Source organism: Lelliottia sp. RD5, from assembly GCF_056032945.1.
Genome location: NZ_JBVYHQ010000001.1, coordinates 986204 through 1007733, shown reverse-complemented (window position 1 = coordinate 1007733; position 21530 = coordinate 986204). Strand labels below are relative to the sequence as shown.

General features: G+C 53.6%; 20 protein-coding genes. 7 read left to right on the top strand and 13 right to left on the bottom strand.

The genetic code is table 11. From position 1 onward, the window contains the following. Positions 1 to 146: 146 nt before the first annotated feature. On the bottom strand, positions 147 to 1220 hold the full coding sequence (locus AC0LWE_RS05110) for an acyltransferase family protein (RefSeq protein ID WP_219346777.1): 1074 nt from the start codon (positions 1218 to 1220) through the stop codon (positions 147 to 149). A 268-nt stretch (positions 1221 to 1488) separates the two neighbouring features. On the opposite strand from AC0LWE_RS05110, the gene lolC reads away from it, so the two are divergent. The 5 genes from lolC (at position 1489) to cobB (ending at position 6551) form a co-directional block, all read left to right on the top strand. Beyond that, positions 1489 to 2688 carry a lipoprotein-releasing ABC transporter permease subunit LolC gene (lolC, locus tag AC0LWE_RS05105; protein WP_059178289.1) on the top strand — a complete coding sequence of 400 codons (1200 nt, stop codon included), beginning with the start codon at positions 1489 to 1491 and terminating at the stop codon, positions 2686 to 2688. Next, on the top strand, positions 2681 to 3382 hold the full coding sequence (gene lolD / locus AC0LWE_RS05100; protein ID WP_219346776.1) for a lipoprotein-releasing ABC transporter ATP-binding protein LolD: 702 nt from the start codon (positions 2681 to 2683) through the stop codon (positions 3380 to 3382). Before lolC ends, lolD begins: the two co-directional genes overlap by 8 nt. After that, the gene (gene lolE, locus AC0LWE_RS05095; protein WP_059178287.1) at positions 3382 to 4626 is read left to right on the top strand and encodes a lipoprotein-releasing ABC transporter permease subunit LolE; all 1245 of its coding nucleotides are present in this window, start codon (positions 3382 to 3384) and stop codon (positions 4624 to 4626) included. The genes lolD and lolE overlap by 1 nt, the downstream gene beginning before the upstream one ends. Positions 4627 to 4802: 176 nt before the next feature. Continuing rightward, positions 4803 to 5714 (top strand): N-acetylglucosamine kinase, encoded by a 912-nt coding sequence (gene nagK / locus AC0LWE_RS05090; RefSeq protein WP_216981538.1) that lies wholly within the window; start codon positions 4803 to 4805, stop codon positions 5712 to 5714. Between the two features lie 15 nt (positions 5715 to 5729). Beyond that, a complete protein-coding gene (gene cobB, locus AC0LWE_RS05085) occupies positions 5730 to 6551 on the top strand; it encodes a Sir2 family NAD+-dependent deacetylase (RefSeq protein WP_216981537.1) in 822 nt (273 codons plus the stop codon). 41 nt (positions 6552 to 6592) lie between these two features. Here cobB and potD read toward each other — a convergent pair whose 3' ends face one another. The 4 genes from potD to potA are packed head-to-tail and all read right to left on the bottom strand — an operon-like array spanning position 6593 to position 10431. Continuing rightward, the gene (potD, locus tag AC0LWE_RS05080) at positions 6593 to 7639 is read right to left on the bottom strand and encodes a spermidine/putrescine ABC transporter substrate-binding protein PotD (RefSeq protein ID WP_131487039.1); all 1047 of its coding nucleotides are present in this window, start codon (positions 7637 to 7639) and stop codon (positions 6593 to 6595) included. Continuing rightward, positions 7636 to 8442: a spermidine/putrescine ABC transporter permease PotC gene (gene potC, locus AC0LWE_RS05075; RefSeq protein WP_059178284.1), complete on the bottom strand. Its 807-nt coding sequence runs from the start codon at positions 8440 to 8442 to the stop codon at positions 7636 to 7638. Before potC ends, potD begins: the two co-directional genes overlap by 4 nt. Further along, positions 8439 to 9296: a spermidine/putrescine ABC transporter permease PotB gene (potB, locus tag AC0LWE_RS05070; RefSeq protein WP_059178283.1), complete on the bottom strand. Its 858-nt coding sequence runs from the start codon at positions 9294 to 9296 to the stop codon at positions 8439 to 8441. Before potB ends, potC begins: the two co-directional genes overlap by 4 nt. Next, positions 9280 to 10431, bottom strand: coding sequence for a spermidine/putrescine ABC transporter ATP-binding protein PotA (gene potA / locus AC0LWE_RS05065; RefSeq protein ID WP_202693681.1), 1152 nt, complete (start codon positions 10429 to 10431; stop codon positions 9280 to 9282). The genes potB and potA overlap by 17 nt, the downstream gene beginning before the upstream one ends. 235 nt (positions 10432 to 10666) lie before the next feature. Here potA and pepT point away from each other — a divergent pair, with 235 nt between their 5' ends. After that, the gene (gene pepT / locus AC0LWE_RS05060) at positions 10667 to 11893 is read left to right on the top strand and encodes a peptidase T (RefSeq protein ID WP_131487040.1); all 1227 of its coding nucleotides are present in this window, start codon (positions 10667 to 10669) and stop codon (positions 11891 to 11893) included. Positions 11894 to 12058: 165 nt separating this feature from the next. Here pepT and AC0LWE_RS05055 read toward each other — a convergent pair whose 3' ends face one another. The 8 genes from AC0LWE_RS05055 to rluE all read right to left on the bottom strand — a co-directional run bounded on the left by AC0LWE_RS05055 (position 12059) and on the right by rluE (position 19862). Further along, a complete protein-coding gene (locus tag AC0LWE_RS05055) occupies positions 12059 to 13180 on the bottom strand; it encodes a ribosomal protein uL16 3-hydroxylase (RefSeq protein WP_059178280.1) in 1122 nt (373 codons plus the stop codon). 91 nt (positions 13181 to 13271) lie between these two features. After that, positions 13272 to 14735, bottom strand: coding sequence for a two-component system sensor histidine kinase PhoQ (gene phoQ, locus AC0LWE_RS05050; protein ID WP_131487041.1), 1464 nt, complete (start codon positions 14733 to 14735; stop codon positions 13272 to 13274). Next, a complete protein-coding gene (phoP, locus tag AC0LWE_RS05045; protein ID WP_166638653.1) occupies positions 14736 to 15407 on the bottom strand; it encodes a two-component system response regulator PhoP in 672 nt (223 codons plus the stop codon). It lies immediately after the preceding gene. A gap of 123 nt (positions 15408 to 15530) precedes the next feature. Further along, positions 15531 to 16901, bottom strand: a complete 1371-nt coding sequence (gene purB, locus AC0LWE_RS05040; protein ID WP_059178278.1) for an adenylosuccinate lyase — start codon at positions 16899 to 16901, stop codon at positions 15531 to 15533. 19 nt (positions 16902 to 16920) lie between these two features. Further along, on the bottom strand, positions 16921 to 17550 hold the full coding sequence (gene hflD, locus AC0LWE_RS05035) for a high frequency lysogenization protein HflD (RefSeq protein WP_059178277.1): 630 nt from the start codon (positions 17548 to 17550) through the stop codon (positions 16921 to 16923). 24 nt (positions 17551 to 17574) lie between these two features. After that, positions 17575 to 18684, bottom strand: coding sequence for a tRNA 2-thiouridine(34) synthase MnmA (gene mnmA, locus AC0LWE_RS05030; protein WP_059178276.1), 1110 nt, complete (start codon positions 18682 to 18684; stop codon positions 17575 to 17577). A gap of 41 nt (positions 18685 to 18725) precedes the next feature. Continuing rightward, complete coding sequence (locus AC0LWE_RS05025; protein WP_202693622.1) at positions 18726 to 19199, bottom strand: NUDIX hydrolase; 474 nt, start codon at positions 19197 to 19199, stop codon at positions 18726 to 18728. A gap of 9 nt (positions 19200 to 19208) precedes the next feature. Then, the gene (gene rluE / locus AC0LWE_RS05020; protein WP_219346775.1) at positions 19209 to 19862 is read right to left on the bottom strand and encodes a 23S rRNA pseudouridine(2457) synthase RluE; all 654 of its coding nucleotides are present in this window, start codon (positions 19860 to 19862) and stop codon (positions 19209 to 19211) included. Between the two features lie 117 nt (positions 19863 to 19979). Here rluE and icd point away from each other — a divergent pair, with 117 nt between their 5' ends. Then, on the top strand, positions 19980 to 21230 hold the full coding sequence (icd, locus tag AC0LWE_RS05015) for an NADP-dependent isocitrate dehydrogenase (RefSeq protein ID WP_059178273.1): 1251 nt from the start codon (positions 19980 to 19982) through the stop codon (positions 21228 to 21230). Positions 21231 to 21530 lie beyond the last annotated feature (300 nt).

The following is a 21530-nucleotide window of genomic DNA, read 5'->3' as shown; positions in this document are numbered from 1 at the left end:
TCTTTCAGGATCTCTTATGGATATACCAACAGTATTGGGGCATATCACTGATACGCAATGTCTTTATTATCCTCGATCGTTTTGCATAAGCAAACTGGAACCGCACAGAGGGAAAACGTGCCCCCGGTGAAGGGGGCAGAAGCGCGCTAGCGCGCGGGTTGAGCGGGGGCAAGACGTGCCGGAGGCGCGAAGAATAGATCACCAAACAGGGCGCTGGAGGCTTTGCGCGCACCTAACCCGATGAGTGTACACACCAGCAGGCTGATAAACGGATATACCAGAATCAGCGACAGCTCAGCCCACACCGGCCAGTACGCGGCGTTGAGTTCGGTAATCAGTACCAGGCTGAATATCTCTATCAGGATCCGATGCGTGGCGTAGATAGCAATCGTGTTTGAACCGACAACATTCAGCAGATTATTGGGATGCACGGCGTAACGCTGCTCCAGGCTGTAAAAAAGTTTCATGATCAGCAGAATCGACAGCAGGGAAAGCAGCAGTGGCACGTTAGCAAACCACAGCACCACCGAAACCGCGCCAAAGGCCATGACCGGCAGCCAGTAACGACGCATCGTCATCTCTTTCATCCACGCCATCAGCTGCGCGCCATACCATGCGCCCAGGCTGTAGTAGACAACATTGCGCACCACGCTGTTCATTCCCCACCACGGCAGCGGCAGGAAGTTAATCGCCACGCTTGCCAGCGCCAGCAGGGCGAGCATCGGCAGCTTCCAGCGACTCAGCAATTTACACAGCGTGAAGTAGACGACCAGCGCATACAGATACCACAGGCTGGTGCTGGCGGTGAGCATGCCGCGAATAAAGCCGGTGAACGAGTCCGCGTAGGCAGCATTGGAGGAGGTTGAGAGCTCGCGCTCCGGCGCCAGCCAGTCGTTGATATGGCTCATTGCCTGCCACTGTAATACGCCCCACAGTGCCAGCACCCAGACGATGCTCCAGATCCTTTTATCCAGGCACGTGCGCCAGCCAACGTCATCGATATAGCGGCGAATTAAATAACCCGAAATAAAGAAAAACACCGGCATACGAAACGGCGCGAGATAGAGATTGAAGTAGACCCAGCATTTGGCGAGCAGACTGGAAAGCGGATGTTGCAGTGCGTTGAGGTGAGGATAAAAGGTGATGACCGAGTGGTAAATCACGACCAGACAGATGCACAATCCTTTTATCTGATTAATCCATAATGCTTTTTGTTTCATCGGTAACGGATACCTGTTTTGCCATAAACGAAACGTTGATCCTGGGCGAACGGGAAGGGGATGTAATCAGTAAGAGTCTGTATCCGGATGATTTTCGGAAAAGGTGGAGGGTGAAGGTGGTGGAATGATGTGCATATCTGCGAGTAGCGTTCTGATTTTTCTTGTTTTTTCGGAAAATTCATTACCAAAGCTTACGGTATCAGTCATTTACGCTTAACGGATTCGCTTATATACTCGTGGGTCTGCCAACAGCCACCAGACGGATTTCATGTATCAACCTGTCGCACTCTTCATAGGCTTACGTTACATGCGTGGGCGCGCCGCGGACCGCTTCGGTCGCTTTGTCTCCTGGCTTTCCACTATCGGGATTACGCTTGGCGTAATGGCGCTGGTGACGGTACTTTCCGTGATGAATGGCTTCGAACGCGAGCTGCAAAACAACATTCTGGGGCTGATGCCACAGGCGGTTCTCTCTTCTACTAACGGATCGATCAATCCGCAACAGCTACCCGAAAGCGCGGTGAAGCTGCAAGGCGTCAATCGTATTGCGCCGCTTACGACCGGCGATGTGGTGCTGCAAAGCGCGCGTAGCGTCTCCGTTGGCGTGATGCTGGGCATCGACCCGGCGCAAAAAGATCCGCTCACGCCGTATCTGGTGAACGTCAAACAGACCGATCTGGCACCGGGTAAATACAACGTGATCCTGGGCGAACAGCTTGCCGGACAGCTTGGCGTCAACCGTGGCGATCAGCTGCGCGTGATGGTGCCCTCTGCCAGTCAGTTTACGCCGATGGGCCGCTTGCCAAGCCAACGCTTGTTCAACGTGATCGGCACGTTTGCCGCCAACAGCGAAGTCGATGGCTATCAGATGCTGGTCAACATTCAGGATGCGTCGCGCCTGATGCGCTATCCGCTGGGCAACATCACCGGCTGGCGTCTGTGGCTCAACGAACCGCTGAAAGTGGACGTGCTGAGCGAGCAAAAATTACCTGAAGGCACCAAATGGCAAGACTGGCGCGAGCGCAAAGGCGAATTGTTCCAGGCCGTGCGCATGGAAAAAAACATGATGGGGCTGCTGCTTAGCCTGATCGTCGCCGTCGCCGCGTTTAACATCATCACCTCGCTTGGGCTGATGGTGATGGAAAAACAGGGCGAGGTCGCGATTCTGCAAACCCAGGGGCTAACGCCGCGCCAGATTATGGCGGTGTTTATGGTCCAGGGGGCGAGTGCCGGGATTATCGGGGCGCTGCTCGGTGCGGTACTGGGGACGCTGCTTGCCAGCCAGTTAAATAATTTGATGCCGATTATCGGTATTCTGCTCGACGGTGCGGCGCTCCCGGTCGCGATCGAACCGCTGCAGGTTGTCGGTATCGCGCTGGTCGCCATGGCGATCGCGCTGCTTTCTACGCTTTATCCTTCATGGCGCGCTGCCGCCACTCAACCCGCTGAGGCTTTACGTTATGAATAAGATCCTGTTGCAATGCGACAACCTGTCCAAACGCTATCAGGAAGGCAACGTGCAGACGGACGTGCTGCATGAAGTCAGCTTCAGCGTGGGCGAAGGTGAAATGATGGCGATTGTCGGCAGCTCAGGCTCCGGCAAAAGTACGCTTCTACATCTGCTTGGCGGGCTGGATACGCCAACGTCTGGCGATGTGATTTTCTCGGGTAAGCCGCTCAGTTCGATGTCTTCGACGGCGAAAGCCGATCTGCGTAACCGCGAGTTAGGCTTTATCTATCAGTTCCACCATTTGCTCCCGGACTTTACCGCGCTGGAAAACGTCGCGATGCCTTTGCTGATTGGCAAAAAGAAACCGGCTGAAATTAACGCGCGCGCCAGCGACATGCTAAAAGCTGTGGGGCTTGGGCATCGCGGAAATCACCGTCCATCTGAGCTGTCCGGCGGTGAGCGTCAGCGCGTCGCCATTGCCCGCGCGCTGGTCAACAACCCGCGTCTGGTGCTGGCCGATGAACCGACCGGTAATCTGGATGCGCGTAATGCAGACAGTATTTTCCAGCTGCTTGGCGAGCTGAACGCCTCGCAGGGCACGGCGTTTCTGGTGGTGACGCACGATCTGCAACTGGCGGGGCGGATGAGTCGTCAGCTTGAGATGCGCGACGGACGTCTGACGGCGGAACTGACCCTGATGGGAGCCGAGTAATGGCGTCGTCGTTATCCTTACTGATCGGTTTACGCTTTAGCCGGGGCCGCCGTCGCGGTGGCATGGTGTCGTTGATTTCCGTGATTTCTACCGTGGGGATTGCCCTTGGCGTCGCGGTGCTTATCGTCGGTTTAAGCGCGATGAACGGCTTTGAGCGTGAACTCAATAACCGCATTCTGGCGGTCGTTCCGCATGGTGAAATCGAGCCGGTTAACCAGCCATGGAATAACTGGAACGATGCGCTGACCAAAATTGAGAAAGTACCGGGCATAGCCGCCGCTGCGCCTTACATCAATTTTACGGGGTTGGTTGAAAGCGGGGCGAACCTGCGCGCCATTCAGGTCAAGGGCGTGAATCCGCAGCAGGAAGCGCGTCTAAGCGCGTTGCCGCAGTTTGTACAAAACGGCGCGTGGGCGGGCTTTAAAGCGGGCGATCAGCAAATCATTATCGGTAAAGGTGTCGCCGATGCGCTGAAGGTGAAGCAGGGCGACTGGGTATCGATCATGATCCCGAACGCCAGCGCAGACCATAAGCTTCAGCAGCCCAAACGCGTGCGTTTGCATGTCACCGGCATTTTACAGTTGAGCGGCCAGCTCGATCACAGTTTCGCCATGGTGCCGCTGGATGACGCACGCCAGTATCTGGATATGGGCGACAGCGTGACGGGTATCGCCATCAAAGTGAATGATGTGTTTAACGCCAATAAACTGGTGCGTGATGCCGGTGGAGTCACCAATAACTATGTTTACATTAAGAGCTGGATTGGCACTTACGGGTATATGTACCGTGATATCCAGATGATTCGCGCCATTATGTATCTGGCGATGGTGCTGGTGATTGGCGTTGCCTGTTTCAATATCGTTTCCACACTGGTGATGGCGGTGAAAGACAAGAGCAGCGATATCGCGGTGCTGCGTACGCTGGGGGCCAAAGACGGCCTTATTCGCGCCATTTTCGTCTGGTACGGTTTGCTCGCGGGTCTGTTTGGCAGCCTGTGCGGCGTGGCGATCGGTGTGGTCGTTTCGCTACAGCTGACGCCGATTATCAACGGAATTGAAAAGCTGATCGGACACCAGTTCCTGTCGGGCGACATCTATTTTATTGACTTCCTGCCTTCGGAATTACATTGGCTGGACGTTATTTATGTGCTGGTTACAGCACTTTTACTGAGTCTGCTGGCAAGCTGGTATCCGGCGCGTCGCGCAAGTCGAATTGATCCGGCGAGGGTATTAAGTGGCCAGTAATTACGTCATGATTTAGCGGGTAAACACTTCATCTTTCAAGCTGCCCCCGCGTTGGCTGCGTCTGTTCACCCCAGTCACTTACTTCAGTAAGCTCCTGGGGATCCTCAGACTTGCCGCCTTGATGCAACGTGAATGATGTTGTGTATAAGCCGCTAAATATTAAAGAGGAATGCGTTATGTATTATGGATTTGATATTGGCGGCACTAAAATTGCACTCGGCGTATTTGATGAACATCTCAAATTGCAGTGGGAAACCCGCGTTCCCACACCGCGCGAAAGCTACGACGAATTTTTAACCGCCATTGCCACGCTGGTGGCGCAAGCGGATACCCGCTTTGGCGTGAAGGGAACGGTCGGCATCGGCATTCCCGGCATGCCAGAAACCGATGACGGCCTGCTGTATGCCGCGAACGTGCCTGCTGCCAGCGGTAAGCCGCTGCGCGCCGACCTTTCTGCACTCCTCGATCGTGACGTCCGTCTCGATAACGACGCTAACTGTTTTGCCCTTTCAGAAGCCTGGGACGATGAGTTCCGCCCGTATCCGCTGGTGATGGGGCTCATTCTTGGTACCGGTGTCGGCGGCGGCATTATTGTTGATGGTAAACCCATCACCGGTCGCAGCTATATTACCGGCGAGTTTGGCCACATTCGCCTGCCGGTGGATGCGCTGGAGGTCGTGGGTCGCGATTTTCCGCTGACGCGCTGCGGCTGTGGGCAACGCGGTTGTATCGAGAATTATCTTTCGGGCCGTGGGTTTGCATGGCTTTATGAACACTTCTATCATCAGAAAATTGAGGCTCCGGAGATCATCACTCTGTGGGAGCAGGGGGATGAACAGGCGCGGGAACACGTTGAACGCTACCTTGACCTGCTGGCAGTGTGTTTAGGCAATATTTTGACCATTGTCGACCCCGATCTGCTGGTGATTGGCGGTGGGTTATCCAACTTTTCAGCGATCACCGAGCAGCTTTCCGGGCGTTTGCCGCGGCATTTGTTGCCGGTGGCTCGCGTTCCACGTATTGAACGTGCGCGTCATGGCGACGCCGGGGGGATGCGCGGTGCGGCATTCCTTCATCTCACCCGCTAGTTAGACGAGGTTATTATGCTGTCGCGCCGGTCACATCGACTCACCCGTTTTCGCAAAACTAAACGTCGCTTGCGTGAGCGCTTACGCCAGCGAATATTTTTCAGAGACAGAGTGATGCCTGACGGAATGGAAAAACCAAGAGTTGTGGTGCTGACCGGCGCGGGTATTTCCGCGGAGTCCGGCATTCGTACTTTCCGTGCTGCCGACGGTTTGTGGGAAGAGCACCGTGTTGAAGACGTCGCGACGCCGGAAGGCTTCGCGCGCGACCCCGCTTTGGTGCAGGCGTTTTATAACGCTCGTCGCCGTCAGTTACAGTCGCCAGAAATTGCGCCAAATGCGGCACATCTGGCGCTGGCAAAACTGGAGCAGGAGCTGGGCGATCGTTTTTTGCTGGTTACGCAGAACATCGACAACCTGCATGAACGCGCCGGTAATCGTAACGTTATCCATATGCATGGCGAACTACTGAAAGTCCGCTGCGCGTGGAGCGGGCAGGTGCTTGACTGGACCGGTGATATCATGCCGGATGACAAGTGCCACTGCTGCCAGTTCCCGTCACCGCTGCGCCCGCATGTGGTGTGGTTCGGCGAAATGCCGTTGGGAATGGACGATATCTACGGTGCGCTGGCGATGGCCGATATTTTCATTGCTATCGGCACGTCCGGGCATGTCTATCCGGCGGCCGGTTTTGTGCATGAGGCGAAACTGCACGGGGCGCACACGGTTGAATTGAATCTGGAACCGAGTCAGGTTGGCAGTGAGTTTGAAGAAAAACAGTACGGTCTCGCGAGCGCGGTGGTGCCGGACTTTGTTGAGAAGTTGCTGAAAGGCTTATGAAACACGATCCCCTCTCCCGGTGGGAGAGGGGAAATGCGAAATCAGCGGCCCGCCTTCAGCTTCTGATAATAGTCTTCATAAAGGCGGCTTGCGTCGCCCACATCATTCTGCCATTCGCCTTTGCTGATGGTTTCCGCGTCCGGATACAGTGACTTATCGTTCGCCACTTCCGGGCTAAGCAGTTTACGTGCGGCGAGGTTTGGCGTCGGATAACCAATCGTTTCTGCCACCTGCTTTGCCACGTCCGGGCGCAGCAGGAAGTTAATCAACTTCATCGCCCCGTCGACGTTTTTAGCATTTGCCGGAATCGACAAGCTATCCATCCAGAAGATCCCGCCTTCTTTCGGCCAGACCACCTGCAGCGGCGTCCCCGCCTGACGCGCAACGTAAGCCGACCCGTTCCACACCATGCCCAGATTCACTTCGCCTTCCATGTACGGATTGGCCGGGTTGTCGGAGTTAAACGCCGCCACGTTAGGCATCAGCTTTTTCAGCTCGTTATACGCGGCTTCGATCTCTTTCGGGTCAGTCGTGTTACCGGAATAACCCAGTTTACGCAGCGCCATCTGGAGCACTTCACGGGCGTCGTCGGTCAAGAGCAGGCTGCCTTTGTATTCCGGCTTCCAGAGATCGGCCCAGCTTGTCACCGTTTTCGGGTCTATCTCATCGCTGTTCACGCCGATCGCCGTCGCGCCCCAGATGTAAGGGATGGAGTAGTCATTATTCGGGTCGAACGGTTTGTTGAGCATCTCCGGATCGAGGTTTGAAAAATGGGTCAGCTTCGTTTTATCGATCTTTTGGATCATGCCCTCTTTGCGCATTTTGTCGACGAAATAGGTTGAAGGCACCACCAGATCGTATGCGCCGTCTTTATAGGTTTTGAGCTTGGCATACATGGTTTCGTTCGATTCGTAGGTCGAATAGATAACCTTTATCCCCGTCTCTTTGGTGAACTGTTCCAGCAGACCTGGTGGTACATATTCAGTCCAGTTATAGAAGTAGAGTGTTTTGCTGTCGTCCGCGTGCGCAGCGCTCATGCTCATAGCAAGTGCGCCTGCCGCGAGCAGGTGGCGTGACCATTTCATCATTTAACGTCCCCTGAGTGGTGAGCCTTAAAGCTCCTGGTTTTATCACGAGCAATCAGCTGACTGGCGATGACCAGAACCAGCGATAACAGTAGCAGAATGGTTGCCAGCGCGTTCACCTCGGGCGAGACACCCACTTTGACCATGGAATAGATTTTCAGCGGCAGAATCTCATACCCCGGCCCGGTGACGAATGAGGAGACCACCACGTCGTCCATCGACAGGGTGAAGCTCAGGAGCCACCCGGCGGCCACCGCAGGCATCGCCAGCGGCAGAATGATTTTGCGCAGAATGGTCATTTCGCTCGCGCCCAGATCTTTGGCCGCTTCGAGCATCCGAACGTCAAATCCTTTGAGCCGCGAGTAAACCGTCACCACCACAAACGGCAGGCAGAACGTGATATGAGAAAACAGCAGCGACCAGAATCCGAGCTGGACGCCAAGCAGCATAAACAGCACCAGCAGTGATATGGCCATTACGATATCGGGCGACATCATCACCACAAATAACATCCCGCTAACGAAGGGCTTACCGCGAAAACGGTAGCGATACAGCGCCACGGCGGTAAGCGATCCGATAAGCGTCGCAAAGGTCGCGGACACAATCGCCATCGTCAGAGAGTGTTGCGCCGCCTGCAGCAGGCTGTCGTTGTTCATCAGCAGGCTGTACCACTTTGTCGTAAAGCCCTGCCAGTTAATGCCGAAACGCGAACTGTTAAACGAGTTAACGATCAAAATGATAATGGGGATGTAGAGATACGCGTAAATGACGGTCATAAAACCGCCGCGCAGCAGACGACCGGTCATTCGAGATCTCCCTTTTTGTTCAGCCAGCGGGAAGCGCGCCAGTAAACCAGCAGCATAAGCCCCATCACCACCGTCAACGTTATGCTGGTGGCGGAGCCGAACGGCCAGTCGCGGATATTCAGGAACTGACTTTTTATCACGTTACCGATCAGCAGGTTTTTAGCGCCTCCCATCAGATCAGAGACGTAAAACAGCCCCATCGCAGGCAGCATCACCAGCAGACAGCCCGCGATAATGCCCGGCATCGTGAGCGGAAGGATAATGCGAATAAATGTCTGAAACTTGCTGGCACCTAAATCCTTCGCGGCCTCCAGCAGCGGTCTGTCGAGCTTCTCAATGCTGGAATAGAGCGGCATCACCATAAACGGCAGCAAAATATAGACCAGACCAATGATCACCGCGCCGGGGGTAAACATGATGCGAATCGGCGTATCAATCATGCCTGACCACAGCAAAAACGCGTTCAGATAACCTTTGGTGCTCAGGAATATTTTCAGGCCATAAATGCGGATCAGCGAGTTGGTCCAGAAGGGAACAATCAGCAAAAACAGCAGCAGAGGGCGCACTTTTTGCGGCAAACGCGCCAGAAACCAGGCGAAGGGATAGCCCAGCACCAGGCAGGCAAGAGTGGCAATGACCGCCATATTGAGCGAGTGGAGGAGCACTTCAAAATAGAGTGGGTCCAACAGGCGCGCATAGTTATCCAGCGTAAAGACCAGTTTGACAAAATCAGCGTCGTCGCGAGTCAGAAAACTGGTGGCAATGATCATCAGGTTGGGCAGAAAAACAAACAACACAAGCCAACCCACGATCGTGGCGATCACCACATTCTGGAATTTACTTGTGTTCTTCATCAGCCAGTACGACCTCCCAACTTTCTACCCAGTTCACGACCATTTTTTGATCGAGCGGGTGGTCAAAATCCGGGTCGTCTTCGTTAAAAAACTCGCTGACGAACACCATTTTGCCGCTTTCCAGTTCCACTACCGATTCCAGCGTCATGCCTTTGTAGTTGCGCTCGCGGATAAAACCAATCAGCCCTTCGGCGTCCGTGCTGTCATGAATTTCATCTACGCGCAGATCTTCCGGGCGCAACATGACGTTCAGTTTTTGCCCCTTTTCGACCGCAAAATTCACCGTGATATTGCACTCACGCCCTTCGACGTTGGCGCGGACGCGTTGCGCATCCAGACGCTCAATGACGGTTGCATCAAAGATATTGATCTCGCCAATAAAACTGGCGACAAACAGGTTTTTAGGCTCTTCGTAAATTTCCCGCGGCGTGCCGTCCTGCTCGATTTTTCCGTCGCGCATCACCACGATCCGATCCGACATGGTCAGCGCTTCTTCCTGATCGTGCGTGACGAACACAAAAGTGATGCCGAGCTTGCGCTGCAGCGCTTTCAGCTCGTTCTGCATCTGTTTGCGCAGCTTGTAATCCAGCGCGGAGAGGGATTCGTCGAGCAGCAGAAGGCGCGGTTTATTGACCACGGCACGCGCGATAGCCACGCGCTGCTGCTGGCCGCCGGAGAGCTGATGAGGTTTACGTTGGGCGAATTCGTCTAGCTGAACCATGCGCAGCGCATCGTTAACGCGCGGGGTAATCTGTTCGTTTGGCGTTTTTTGCATGCGCAGGCCAAAGGCCACGTTTTCGAACACGGTCATGTGCGGGAAAAGGGCATAGCTCTGGAAGACGGTATTGACGTGACGGTGTTCAGCAGGCACATCGGTGATGTCCTGATTTTCAAGATGAATTTGGCCGTTATCGACGCTTTCTAATCCAGCGATAAGGCGCAAAACGGTGGTTTTGCCACAGCCGGAGGGGCCAAGCAGCGTAAGAAACTCACCGTCATTGATGCTCAAGTTGAGCTCGTCGATGACGATCTTACCGTCGAAACTTTTGCTGATCCCTGATAAAAGCACCAGAGGCGACACCGTACCCAGTTCTGTATTCAATTTTTGGCTCTGTCCCCTATAAGCGCTACGAATGGGTTTTCGATAGCGGGATTTGTATTCAACCACCCTGGTGATTCGCAATGAGGGCGGCCATTCTACGGCAAAGCATTGAAATCACCAATCCTTGTGACTGATTGATAAACTATATTTATTAACCAATAACGACATAAACGAAAATATTCTCGTTTACGGGATAAAAGTGACCTGACGCAATATTTGGGTTTTGATGCTTAATGATAATGTTGTCACAAAAAGTGAGGGTGACTGCATGGATAAATTACTTGAGCGTTTTTTACAGTACGTTTCGCTGGATACCCAATCTAAAGCGGGTGTCAGGCAGGTGCCGAGCACTGAGGGTCAATGGAAGTTGTTGCACCTGCTGAAGGAACAGCTGGAGGAGCTTGGCCTGGTCAATGTGACGTTAAGCGAGAAAGGTACGGTGATGGGGACGCTGCCAGCGAATGTCCAGGGTGACATTCCGGCCATTGGATTCATTTCCCACGTTGATACATCGCCCGATTTCAGCGGTAAGAACGTCAACCCGCAAATTGTTGAAAATTACCGTGGCGGTGATATTGCGCTGGGCATCGGCGACGAAGTTTTGTCCCCGGTTATGTTCCCGGTGCTACATCAGCTGCTGGGACAAACGCTGATCACCACCGACGGCAAAACCTTGTTGGGCGCGGATGATAAAGCGGGCGTTGCAGAAATCATGACCGCGCTGGCCGTGCTCAAAGGCAAAAACGTGCCGCATGGCGATATTCGTGTGGCCTTTACGCCCGATGAAGAAGTCGGCAAGGGCGCAAAACACTTTGACGTCGCCGCGTTTAACGCGAAGTGGGCCTACACAGTCGATGGCGGTGGCGTGGGTGAACTGGAGTTCGAAAACTTTAACGCGGCGTCAATTACCATCAAAATCGTTGGTAACAACGTTCATCCGGGCTCAGCAAAAGGGGTAATGGTGAACGCACTGTCGCTGGCTACGCGCATTCATGCGGAAGTCCCGGCGGAAGAGAGCCCCGAGCAGACCGAAGGTTACGAAGGTTTTTATCATCTGACCAGTATTAAAGGGACGGTGGATAGCGCGCAGATGCATTACATTGTGCGTGATTTCGACCGTAAAGCCTTTGAAGCGCGCAAGCGTAAGATGATGGAAATTGCTAAAAAAGTGGGCAAAGGACTGCATCCGGATTGCTACATTGAGCTGATCATTGAGGACAGCTATTACAATATGCGCGAGAAGGTGGTTGAGCATCCGCATATTCTGGACATTGCGCAGCAGGCGATGCGCGATTGCGATATCGAACCGCAGTTGAAGCCGATTCGCGGTGGTACTGACGGCTCGCAGCTCTCCTTTATGGGACTGCCTTGCCCGAACCTGTTTACCGGCGGCTATAACTACCACGGCAAGCATGAGTTTGTGACGCTGGAAGGGATGGAAAAAGCGGTGAAAGTGATTGTACGTATTGCCGAGATTGCGGCAAAGCAGGCGTAAAACAAAGCCCGGTCAGCGAGATGACTGCCGGGCAATTAAACATTCACGAAATCTTTGAAGTTGGATCAAGGCGGCAAGTCTGAGAATCCCCGGACGCTTACTGAAGTCAGTGACCGGGGTGAACAGACGCAGCCAACGCAGAGGCAGCTTGAAGAATGATGTGTATCAGTCTTCGAAGAACCAGTATCCGCTGTTCACGAGGGCGGCCAGCATCGCCAGGAATGAGGGATCTTCCAGCGCGTCACCAAAGGTTTCCGCGTTTAATACCATATGGCTCGCCAGGGCTTCGAGCGCCGGACGGTGCGGCGAATCGAGTTTTTCGCCATTGACGAAAATATCATCGCCAATGCGCAGCACACGCAAGCCACCCAGGCGTACCAGGGAATCACCCTGCTGCAACGCATCGTAAATCTCATCCGGCTGATACGGCGGCTCTGCAGGCGCAACGTCCAGTTCGTGACGGGACTGGCTGATAAATTCGCCGAACCACTGTTTGAAATGCTCCGGCTCGTTAATCAGGCCCAGCATCATCTCGCGCAGCTTATCTAACTCTTGCGGCAGAATGTCTGCCGGATGTTCACGTGCAGGCACATCAGGGTCACTGTAGCGATGACTGCCCAGCTCACGCTGCAGCACGTAATCGGCAAATCCGCTGATCATCTCGCGTCCGCTTGGCGCGCGGAATCCCACGGAATAGTTCAGCGAGTTCTCCAGAGAATAACCTTCATGCGGGAATCCCGGCGGGATATACAGAATATCGCCTGGCTCAAGCTCTTCGTCGATAATGCCTTCAAACGGATCTACCTGGAGCAGATCGGGGTGTGGACAGTGCTGTTTCATCGGCACTTTCTCGCCCACACGCCAGCGACGACGGCCCGTACCCTGAATGATAAACACATCGTATTGATCCAGATGGGGCCCAACGCCGCCACCGGGTACAGAGAAGGAGATCATCAAGTCGTCCATGCGCCAGTCGGGCAGGGCGCGGAACGGATGCATCAAGGCTGCGGTAGGCTCATGCCAATGGTTGACGGCCTGAACCAGTAATGACCAGTTGTTTTCACCCAGATGATCGTAGCTTTCGAAAGGACCATGGCTCACCTGCCATTTCCCGTCCTGATGACTCACCAGTCGGCTGTCCACTTCGTTTTCCATTGCCAGTCCCGCCAGTTCGTCTGGTGAGATGGGATCGACAAAATTGCTGATGCCGCGTTTCAGAACGACCGGGCGTTTTTGCCAGTAACGTTCGATAAAATCGGGCCAGTTTAGCGTTAAGTGATATTCCATATTATTTATTTCCGCAGGCTCTTATTGAGTCGGATTATAACGGAAGCTCACAATGCTGCGTGCGGGAATCTCGCTTTTTTCACATTCCGCGCTAACTATCGTCGGAAGAGGGGTGCTGGCGACCAAAAATGGCCTCCATCCGCGCGCCACCCAGCAGGCTATCGCTGGTTTCAATTCTGCCGTTGTACTGCTCGACAATCTCCTGGGCAACGGAAAGCCCCACGCCCTGTCCAGGGCGCAGCGTGTCTGCGCGTTGGCCACGATCGAAAACGACATCGCGTTTGTTTTTTGGGATCCCAGGGCCGTCATCTTCAATGATGATGTGCAACGTGTCATCCGTCTGTTGCGCGGACACTTCCACAAATTCCAGGCAATATTTGCAGGCGTTATCCAGCAGGTTTCCCATCACCTCAACAAAATCATTTTTCTCGCCGACAAAACTGATTTCTGGCGAAATATCGAGGCTAATATTCACGCCTTTGCGTTGATACACTTTATTCAACGCGGAGGTCAAACTGTCGAGAAGCGGTGCGACCGGATGCAGCTCGCGGCTTAACAGTGGGCTGCCAGAACGCATGCTGGCGCGGTGCAGGTAGTAACCAATTTGCTGCGAAATACGGCTGATCTGCTCCAGCATCACCGGCTCGGCATCATCTACGCTCAGTTTTGAACCGCGCATCGAACGCAGCGTACTTTGCATTACGGCGAGGGGCGTTTTAAGACTGTGCGTCAGATCGGTTAGCGTGGTGCGGTATTTGTCGTAGCGATCGCGTTCGCTTTTGAGCAGGCGATTGAGGTTCCGCACCAGGCTTGTCAGTTCGCGGGTGGTTTCAGGATTGAGTTTTTCACGATTATGTTCTTCAAGCTCGCGCACCTCTTTAGCCAGCGATTCGATGGGGCGCAGACTCCACCAGGCGGCGATCCATAGCAGCGGGATCACCAGCAGCAGGTTAGCGACCAGCACATACACGAACCAGCTCCAGACCATATAGGAGCGTTTTAGCTCCACAGGAATCGTGTCGATGACCACAATCGTCAACTGAGGCATATCTATCGTGGCAGGATAGAGATTGATGGCGACCGAGTGCGTCATTTCACTGTCGTCGTCATCTTCACGGATCTCGGCGAGCTTACGCTGCATGGAGGCATCATTGTCGAGCAGCCTGCTGGTGGCATTCACATCGGCTTCAATTTCATGAAAACCATTCGTTTTGAGCCATTCCGGGCGAATACTTTTTTCCAGCCACGGAACATGGCGTTGTGCCCAGAGCAGCTTACCTTTCTCGTCATAGATCAGCGCCATCGTCGGACTTTGCCGATTCAGATTCTCGGGCATATCGACGCTAATGTGGTTGTTTTCCCATTTCGCCAGCGTGTAGAAAAGATTGCTCTCCCCGCGCAGCAGACGGAAGGTCGTTTTATCAAAGCTGACGCTGTAGCCCACGAGCGCCACCATGCCGTAAGCGAGCGAGAGGATCAGCACCACCGCGGCGGTGGCCAGCAAAAAACGGACCCGCAGAGAAAGCGGCAAAATATGACGAAGAAGTCTTTTCATTTAGCGTAATTCAAACAGGTATCCCTGGCCCCTCACGGTCGTGATGACGTCGTGAGGATGCTGTGCCTGAATTTTTTTACGCAAACGCCCCATCAGCACATCAATCGTATGGCTTTCACGCAGTTCGGCATCCGGGTATAGCTGCAGCATTAATGAATCTTTGCTCACCACTTTGCCGCTGTTGCGGATCAGCGTTTCCATGATGGTGTATTCGAACGCCGTGAGCTTGATGACTTCATCGTTGATCGAAAATTCACGGCGAGAAAGATCGACCTGGAATGGCGGAAGCGAAATTACCTGAGAGGCCAGACCGCTGTTGCGGCGCATCAGAGCCTGAATACGGGCGGCGACCTCTTCGATGTGAAACGGTTTGGTGACATAATCATCTGCGCCCGCGCTGAGCACTTCGACTTTGTCCTGCCAGCCTTCGCGTGCGGTCAAAACCAGTACGGGGAGAGAGACGTCATGGCTGCGCCAGCGGCGGATCAGCGACAGACCGTCTTCATCCGGCAAGCCCAAATCGACGATGGCGATATCGGGCAGATGTTCATTGAGATAATAATCGGCTTCCTTTGCATCTTCTGCATCATCGACCTGATGGCCCATTTCCTGAAGCTGAACTTTCAGGTGATGACGTAGCAAAGCATTATCTTCAACAACCAATATGCGCATCATCTCTTCTCCCTAAAATTAATGGTATGAATAGTTTAACGCTGATTATGTGGCTGTGGGGATAAACATTGAGTAAACGCTGTGGAAGGAACCCTCTTTCCGGGCGGAAAGAGGGCGGGAGCCTTATTTCAGTTCATCAACCATGGTGATAGCACGGCCAATGTAATTCGCTGGCGTCATTGCTTTCAGACGCGTTTTCTCGTCTTCCGGCAGTTCCAGGCTATCGATAAACTGTTTCATGCCTTCAGCATCGACACGTTTTCCGCGCGTCAGCTCTTTTAGTTTTTCATAGGGCTTTTCGATGCCATAGCGACGCATCACGGTCTGAATCGGCTCGGCCAGCACTTCCCAGTTGTGGTCAAGTTCGTCCAGCAGACGGTCACGGTTCACTTCCAGTTTGCTCACACCTTTCAGAGTAGACTGGTAAGCAATAAGCGAGTAACCAATACCCACGCCCAGGTTGCGCAGTACGGTGGAGTCGGTCAGGTCGCGCTGCCAGCGGGAAACCGGCAGTTTGCTCGCCATGTGCTGCAGCATGGCATTCGCCAGACCCAGATTGCCTTCGGAGTTTTCAAAGTCAATCGGGTTCACTTTATGCGGCATGGTAGAAGAACCGATTTCGCCGGCGATGGTTTTTTGCTTGAAGTGGTTCAGCGCCACATAACCCCACACGTCACGATCAAAGTCGATCAGGATGGTGTTGAAGCGGGCGATGCAGTCAAACAGCTCAGCAATGTAGTCGTGCGGCTCAATCTGCGTGGTGTACGGGTTCCACTGGATGCCCAGAGAGGTCACGAATTCTTCGCTGAACTGGTGCCAGTCAACTTCCGGATAGGCAGCGATGTGTGCATTGTAGTTGCCGACCGCGCCGTTGATTTTGCCCAGGATTTCAACCTGTTCCAGCTGGCGGTACTGGCGCTCCATACGGTACGCCACGTTTGCCATCTCTTTACCCATGGTTGATGGGGTCGCTGGCTGACCGTGCGTGCGGGAAAGCAGTGGAATATCGCGATACTGAACGGACAAATCTTTGACCGCATCAATGATTTTGCGCCAGTAAGGCAGAACCACTTCCTGACGGGCGGTAGAGAGCATCAGCGCGTGAGAGAGGTTGTTGATATCTTCGGACGTACACGCGAAGTGGATAAATTCAGACACGGCATGCAGCGCAGGAACGCTTTCCACTTTCTCTTTCAGGAAATATTCAACCGCTTTCACGTCGTGGTTGGTGGTGCGTTCGATCGTTTTGATACGTGCAGCATCTTCTTCATTGAATTCTGCCACGACTTTATCGAGGTAATCGTTTGCCTCGGCAGCAAAAGCAGGAACTTCCTTGATTGCTGCGTGCGCGGCCAGTTTTTGCAGCCAGCGTACTTCAACTTGTACACGGAATTTCAGCAGACCATATTCGCTGAAAATCCCGCGCAGCGCGCTGACTTTATCGCCGTAACGTCCATCAACAGGGGAAACGGCGGTCAGTGAGGATAATTCCATAATTCGCAACTCCGGGAGGTTAACAATGAGCAAGAATTTGTTTTGCCTGAGCGGTCAGGCGATTACGAGAAAACATTAACTGCAGTCGGCCACCGCCAACCTGATGCCATAAAACAGCGGCGCGGATACCGGCCAGAAGCGAGGCGCGAACCTTCGCCTGCACCTGCGCGCTTTGGAGCACGGCAGGGGAACCGGTCACCTGGATACGTGGACCCAGCGGGCTGATCACGTCGACATAAATGGCGGCCATCGCGCTCATGAGCGTTTCAGATTGCAGATCGAAGTGATCGAGTTGACGCTGTAATCCTGCGATGCGATCGCCGAGCGTATCCATCGCGCCTTTTGCGCTGTTCAGCTTACGTTCAAGCACCATCAGACTGAGCGTATAGCGCGTCAATTCCGCGTTCAGCCCCTGACGATTGCTGGCATTCAGCACGCCGAGGAGCGTTTCGAGACCGAGACGAAGATTTGTTTCGCTGCCACCGAACACGCCAAGCGTAGAGCCAGGGTTGAGATCGATAACGCTGTTAAGCGAAACGTGCAGCGCGTCAGCATCGCAATGCCCCTGATGCGCCAGCTGTTGCACCAGACGAGCAGACTGGCAAATTCCTGCCAGTGCCAGGGTGATGTCATAATAATTCTTCGCCACACGGGCTCCTTTTAGTGTGCTCTTTTAGACCGCTGCCAGAGGCAGACGCTGTTCAATGATGCCGCCGCCCAGACAGATTTCACCGCGATAGAAAACGGCTGACTGGCCTGGCGTAACGGCAGAAACCGGCTCGTCGAAACGAACCTCAACGCGTTCTTCATCCAGTGCCGTCACGGTGCAGGGAATATCGGCCTGGCGATAACGGGTTTTGACTGTGCAACGCAGCGTACCAGTGAACGGCTCGCGATCGACCCAGTGCAACTGCTGGGCGATAAGACCGACAGACATCAGGCGCGGATGCTCGTGACCCTGGGCAACAATCAGAATATTGTTCTCAACGTCTTTGTCGACAACGTACCAGGGATCTTCGCTGCCTTCTTTTGTACCACCAATGCCCAGACCTTTACGCTGTCCGAGCGTGTGATACATCAGCCCCTGATGTTCGCCAACATCATCGCCATCTACGGTGATGATTTTACCCGGTTGAGCCGGCAGGTAGCGTCCCAGGAATTCGCGGAATTTGCGCTCACCGATAAAGCAGATGCCGGTGGAGTCTTTTTTCTTCGCGGTAATCAGATCAAGGTCTTCGGCGATTTTGCGAACTTCAGGTTTTTCGAGTTCACCGACCGGGAAAAGGCTTTGCGCAATCTGTTCGTGGCCGAGCGTATAAAGGAAGTAACTCTGATCTTTGTTGCCGTCGAGACCGCGCAGCAGTTGGCTTTTGCCATCAACGTCTGCACGACGCACGTAGTGACCGGTCGCGATAAAGTCAGCGCCCAGATCTTCAGCGGCGAATTCGAGGAAGGCTTTGAATTTGATCTCTTTGTTGCACAGAATATCCGGGTTCGGTGTGCGACCCGCTTTGTACTCTTCCAGGAACAGTTCAAAGACGTTGTCCCAGTATTCCGCCGCAAAGTTAACGGTGTGCAGTTCAATGCCGAGTTTATCGCACACGGCCTGTGCATCGGCGAGATCCGCAGCCGCTGTACAGTATTCCTCGCCGTCATCTTCTTCCCAGTTCTTCATGAACAGGCCTTCGACCTGATAGCCCTGTTGTTGCAACAGCCAGGCAGAAACGGAGGAGTCGACACCGCCGGACATGCCGACGATCACTTTTTTTGGGCTTACTGACATAGGAATACTCACGACATTGAACTTAAAGGCGGCATATTCTATCACGCGCCCCCACCGTTGACACCCTCTGTAAACGGCCAGTTAAATTCGCTAATAATGTCAAGCGGCAAGCGAGCGCCCGTCTGATAGCAACGGATGCTCTCAGCAACCAGCGGCGAGCGCAGGTTTGGGGCGTTAAGAATTTCCTCAGCAGTGACCCACAGGCAGCGATCAATATCGTCATCATGCGGTTCAGTGGCGCACATTTCGTTAAGTTCGACGACGAATAAAAAGCGCAGGAACGGCGTGCGGTCGGGTGCAATCCACTGATGCAAACGGATGAAATGCTGGGGCTGCGCATCAATACCGGTCTCTTCCCACAGTTCGCGTTTGGCGGCCTGAACCAGCGTTTCGTCCGCTTCGAGATGCCCGGCGGGCTGATTCCACAGCGCTTTGCCGTTGATCGTCTCTTCAACGACTAAAAATTTGTCCTGCGCATGAACCAGGGTGGCAACCGTAACATGAGGTTTAAACATGATTTCTCCTTATTCAGGTGCGTCGCGCCATTCCCCATTGGCCAGGGAATCCAGCGTATAATGACCCATGGCATAGCGGATAAGCCGCAGGGTAGGGTAGCCAACGTGGGCCGTCATCCGGCGAACTTGCCGATTACGGCCTTCATAAAGGGTGATTTTCAGCCAGGCGGTGGGAATGGATTTACGCTCGCGAATCGGCGGGTTACGCGGCCACAGCCACTCCGGCTCGCTGACCCGCTCAACGCCAGCAGGCAGCGTCGGACCGTCGTTTAACGCCACGCCGTTACGCAGCGCAACGAGCATTTCGTCCGTCGGTTCACCCTCGACCTGAACGTAGTAGATCTTTCCGGTGCGTTTACCCGGCTGGGTTAGGCTGGCCTGCAATGCGCCATCGTTGGTTAACACCAGCAAACCTTCGCTATCGCGATCCAGACGCCCCGCGGCGTACACGCCCTGTACAGGAATAAAATCTTTCAGGGTGCTGCGCCCGGCCTCGTCCGTAAACTGCGGCAAAACATCGTAGGGTTTATTGAACAAAATGACCCGTTTTGGTTGGTTTACGGGTGTTCTTCTGGTGGCTTGTTGTGAGCTGAATCGCTCAACCCGGTGATTTCTAAAAGAAGTTTTCTTCATGGTATTTTCAGCGTCGGTCAATTGCCGCATTATAGCCTAATAACGAATGCCTTTCATGGCGCCGGACATTCAGGTACTATCGGACGGCTCATTACAAATTATTAACATAAGATCAGTAACAACCAGAAGCGCTCGAAGGAGAGGTTAATGGAAAGCAAAGTAGTTGTTCCGGCGGAAGGTAAAAAGATCACCCTGCAAAACGGCAAAATTAACGTTCCACACAACCCGATTATTCCCTTCATTGAAGGTGATGGTATCGGTGTAGACGTTACTCCTGCAATGCTGAAAGTGGTTGATGCCGCTGTTGAGAAAGCCTACAAAGGCGAGCGTAAAATTTCCTGGATGGAAATTTACACCGGTGAAAAATCGACCCAAGTTTACGGCCAGGACGTTTGGCTGCCAGCAGAAACGCTGGACCTGATTCGCGAATACCGCGTGGCAATTAAAGGCCCACTGACCACCCCGGTCGGCGGCGGTATCCGTTCCCTGAACGTTGCTCTGCGTCAGGAACTTGATCTGTATGTGTGTCTGCGTCCAGTGCGTTACTACCAGGGTACACCAAGCCCGGTAAAACGTCCGGAACTGACCGACATGGTTATCTTCCGTGAAAACTCAGAAGACATCTACGCAGGTATCGAATGGAAAGCGGACTCTGCTGACGCAGAAAAAGTGATTAAATTCCTGCGCGAAGAGATGGGCGTGAAGAAAATTCGCTTCCCTGAACATTGCGGTATCGGCATCAAGCCGTGCTCCGAAGACGGTACTAAACGTCTGGTGCGCGCAGCCATCGAATACGCAATCACCAACGATCGTGACTCTGTGACTATTGTTCACAAAGGCAACATCATGAAGTTCACCGAAGGCGCATTCAAAGACTGGGGCTACCAGTTGGCGACTGAAGAATTCGGCGGCGAACTGATCGACGGCGGTCCGTGGCAGAAAATCAAGAACCCGAACACCGGCAAAGAGATCATCATTAAAGATGTTATCGCCGATGCGTTCCTGCAGCAGATCCTGTTGCGTCCAGCTGAATACGACGTGATCGCGTGTATGAACCTGAACGGCGACTACATCTCCGACGCCCTGGCGGCACAGGTTGGCGGTATCGGTATCGCGCCTGGTGCAAACATCGGTGACGAATGCGCACTGTTCGAAGCTACCCACGGTACGGCACCTAAGTACGCAGGTCAGGATAAAGTGAACCCAGGTTCAATCATCCTGTCTGCTGAAATGATGCTCCGTCATATGGAATGGTTCGAAGCCGCAGACCTGATCGTGAAAGGCATGGAAGGCGCGATTAACGCCAAAACCGTGACTTACGATTTCGAACGTCTGATGGACGACGCTAAGCTGCTGAAATGTTCAGAGTTTGGCGACGCGATTATCGCGAACATGTAATCCATTCGCTGGGTTATACAAGAACGGGAGCCTGAGGGTTCCCGTTTTTTTTTGCCTCTCCAAATCCAGCCAATGTTTACTTTAACGCTGGAGAAAAAAGAGGTATCTATGCCGAAAGGCACCAACATTAAGTCTTTTACGGATAATAACGTTAAGAGCTTTATCAGTAGTCAGGAACAAGCCTATGCGCGTTCACTTTATCTAACGAAATAGAATCAGCTTATGAAACGCGACCCGCTTCGGCGGGTGCGGGGTTTCTTATCCGACAGTCGATGCGGCCACGGCTAATAGGCTGATGCC